Source organism: Streptomyces sp. ADMS, assembly GCF_033441795.1.
Classification (GTDB): Bacteria; Actinomycetota; Actinomycetes; order Streptomycetales; family Streptomycetaceae; genus Streptomyces.
Genome location: NZ_JAVFVX010000245.1, coordinates 1 through 3,585, shown reverse-complemented (window position 1 = coordinate 3,585; position 3,585 = coordinate 1). Strand labels below are relative to the sequence as shown.

At 66.2% G+C, this 3,585-nt stretch carries 1 protein-coding gene and 2 pseudogenes; 1 reads left to right on the top strand and 2 read right to left on the bottom strand.

The features are described 5' to 3' along the window. Window positions 1–16: 16 nt before the first annotated feature. Window positions 17–505, bottom strand: a pseudogene (locus RB628_RS39855) (transposase); the annotation flags it as partial. Window positions 506–546: 41 nt separating this feature from the next. Here RB628_RS39855 and RB628_RS39850 point away from each other — a divergent pair. Next, window positions 547–2,643, top strand: coding sequence for an ISAzo13 family transposase (locus RB628_RS39850; RefSeq protein WP_318325539.1), 2,097 nt, complete (start codon window positions 547–549; stop codon window positions 2,641–2,643). A gap of 6 nt (window positions 2,644–2,649) precedes the next feature. Here the strand turns inward: RB628_RS39850 and RB628_RS39845 are convergent. Next, window positions 2,650–3,426, bottom strand: a pseudogene (locus tag RB628_RS39845) (IS256 family transposase); the annotation flags it as partial. Window positions 3,427–3,585 lie beyond the last annotated feature (159 nt).

Genomic DNA, 3,585 nt, shown 5'->3' with positions numbered 1-3,585 from the left:
CGAGTGGTGTAGCCGATCAAGTGGCGGTCGTGTTGGTGGTGTTGGGTAGTGCGGGGGCGCTTTCGGGGCGCTCGGTGGGGTAGAGCTGGTCCATGCTTCCTTCGGGGAGGTAGCGGCGGGGGAAGGCGATCCATTCGTCGTGCATCTCGAAGAGCACGGCGGTGATCAGCCGCAGCAGTGCGTCGTCGTTGGGGAAGACCTGGACGACGTCGATCCGGCGCTTGATCTCCCTGTTGATCCGCTCCAGGGGGTTGGTCGACTGGATCTTCTTCCAGTGTCGTTCGGGGAAGTCGGCGAAGGCGGTCAGGTCGTCCGTGGCGTCGAGGAGCATCTGTTTGACCTTGGGGAACTGCTGGCCGAGCATGTCGGCGACGGTCTCCAGCTGGGCGCGGACGGCTGCGGCACCGGTCTGGGCGAAGATGGTTCGGATGGTGGCGGCGACCATCTCGGCGGCGTCCTTGGGGATGACGGCGAAGACGTTGCGCAGGAAGTGGACCCGTACGCGAACAAGGTATTGCTTCCTGAGTCCCGCCTCGTTGATCTGGTATGGCGATCAAGGACACGGTGCTGGCTCAACTCGCCGTTCGGTTCGAGGTGTTGCTTCCCCACCTGAACGAGCGGCAGCGTCGACTCGCGCTCGCGACTGAGGCGAGATTGCTGGGCCACGGCGGGGTGCGGGCCGTGGCCAGGATCGCCGGCGCGAGCGAGAGCACGGTACGCAAGGGTGTCTTCGAGTTGGAGGCGGGCGGCGAGTTCCTGGAGGAAGGTCGGATCCGTAGGCCGGGCGGTGGGCGCAAGACCGCGACCGAGGTGGATCCGGGACTGTTGCCCGCCCTGTTGAGCCTGGTCGAGCCGGACGAGCGCGGCGATCCGATGTCGCCGCTGCGTTGGACGACGAAATCACTGCGGCGTCTCGCGGCGGAGCTCACAAGGCGAGGACACCGTGTCTCGCCGGTGACCGTCGGCCGGCTTCTGCGGGAGAACGGCTTCAGCCTGCAGTCGAACACCAAGACGCTGGAAGGTGACCAGCACCCGGATCGGGACGCGCAGTTCCACTACATCAACGATCAAGTCAAGCAGTTACAGGCCGCAGGCGAGCCGGTGATCAGCGTCGACGCCAAGAAGAAGGAGATGGTCGGGCAGCTGCCGAACGCTGGACGCGAGTGGCGGCCCAAGGGCGAGCCGGTCCAGGTCGAGGATCACAGCTTCTTCACCGGGCCCAAGGGCGAGACTGCGATCCCCTACGGTGTCTACGACTTGGCCGCTGACACCGGATGGGTCAGCGTCGGCGTCGATCACAACACCTCTGCCTTCGCGGTGGCCACGATCCGTCGCTGGTGGCAGGCCCGCGGTCAGCTCGACTACCCGGCCGCAACTCGGCTGCTGATCACCGCGGACGCGGGCGGCTCCAACAGCTACCGCTACCGCGCCTGGAAAGCGGAACTGGCCGCGCTCGCCGCCGAAACGGGTCTGTCGATCACGGTCTGCCACTTTCCGCCCGGCACGTCGAAGTGGAACAAGATCGAGCACCGACTCTTCTCCCACATCACCATGAACTGGCGCGGAAGACCTCTGACCAGCCACGAAGTCATCGTGAACGCGATCGCCTCCACCACCACCCGCAACGGGCTGCGCGTCCAGGCCGAGCTTGACACCCGCTCTTACCCGCTCGGCGTCGCCATCAGCAAAGCCCGTATGAAAGCACTGCCCTTGGAACCCCACAAGGCGCGCGGCAGCTGGAACTACACGCTCCACCCCGCGCCTCTGACCATTGTGGAGCCGCCACCGCCGGGAAGCGGGCCGACGGCAACGGTGCCGGAACGCAGAACAGTCCTGGACATGCTGGATGACCCCCGCATGACCGGGATGAGCGCAACTGAGCTCGACGATGTGACGGCTCGGCTGGCTCCCGCACAGGAGGCGGAGCGCGAGCGGCGTTGCTTCCAGCAGCGGGGCGGACCGCGTCGCAAGGCGGCCGCAGACCACGGCAAGCCCCTCTTCACCGGCCGCGACCGCATCCTGCTAACCCTCCTCTACCTGCGTCAGGTCTGTCCCCAACGCGTCCTGGCGGAGATGCTGGAAGTCACCGACCGGGTCATCAGCCCGGTGATCACCGAGACCCGTCGCCTCCTGGACGGCCACAAGGTCAAGGTGGAACCGACAACACTGCTGTTCACCGAACCGGACCAACTGATCGGGTTTCTCAACGCCGGGACTCTTCCCGCCCGAAGCCGTACGTCTCTGCCCGAAGAGCTCTGCGATCCGGCCTTGACCGGGATGAGCCGCACGGACCTGCAGGAACTCATCGAACGCCTCGCACCCCGCCAGGCCGCCCTCGTCGAGGGGCGCCGTCACACCCAGCGCGGCAGACCACGTCAACCGGGCACCCGCGGTGGCGTGTTCGCCCAGAAGATCACTGATTCGGAACGTGTCCTGGCAACCATCCTGTTCCACCGTCGCGTCTGCACCGGCGAAGTACTGGCCGAGCTGTTCCAGGTGAACCGGAGCACCATCGGCAACGCCTTCCGCGACGTCCGCCCTCTCCTCGATGCGGAGCGGTTCCACCTTCCACCGGCCCCTTTCAAACACCGCACGGCCGAATCACTGCTCACCTCCATCTCGACGATAAATACGCTGAGTTGATTCTTAACGGGTCCAGTGCACACGGCAGCGCTGGTAGGCGGCGCCGATCATGACCTTGCGGATCGCGTTGACCAGACCGGAGTGGTTGTCGCCGAGCACCAGGCGGACGCCGGTCAGGCCGCGTTCGCGCAGGTGACGCAGGAACTGGGTCCAGAACAGTTCGGTCTCGCTGTCACCCACCATCACCCCCAGTACCTCGCGGCCCCCGTCCTCGGTGATGCCGGTGGCCACCACCACGGCCCGGGAGACGATCTGGTGGTTCACCCGGGCCTTGCAGTAGGTGGCGTCCAGGTAGATGTAGGGGAAGCGGACGTGGTCCAGGGGACGGGTGCGAAACGCGGTCAGTTCCACGTCCAGGGCCCCACAGATCCGCGAGACCTCACTCTTGGATATCCCGGTGTCCGCGCCCAGGGCTTTGACCAGGTCATCGACCGAGCGGGTGGACACGCCGTGGACGTAGGCCTCCATGATGACGGCGTACAGGGCCTGGTCGATCCGGCGTCGGCGCTCCAGCAGGCTGGGGTAGAAGGTGCCGGCGCGCAGTTTGGGGATCGCAAGCTCCAGATCACCGGCCCCGGTGGTGATGGTCTTGTCCCGGTTGCCGTTGCGGAAGGCGGTGCGGGTCTCGGTGTGCTCGTTCCACCCGGCGCCGATCCGGGCGGTGGCCTCGGCTTCGATCAGCTCCTGCAGCATGCGCTCGGCGACGCCGCGGACGAGCTCGAGTCCGTCCGCCGAGCGTAGTGACTCCAGCAGGCGAAGTAGGTCAGACTGAGACAGGGCCATCGCGCACCTCCAGGGTTGAACTGGCCGTTCACCAGGGAGAGTTACGCGGTGGCCTGCCCCTTGAACAGGGAGCAGGCACCGCTATCGGTTGCACGCCCCGAGCATCCGCCCGCGCACAACCACACCTTGATCGGCTACACCACTCGGCGGGACACCATC

Bases quoted from the DNA above. Each gene is read 5' to 3' on its own strand.
- RB628_RS39850 (WP_318325539.1), top strand. From the start codon at position 547: ATGGCGATCAAGGACACGGTGCTGGCTCAACTCGCCGTTCGGTTCGAG.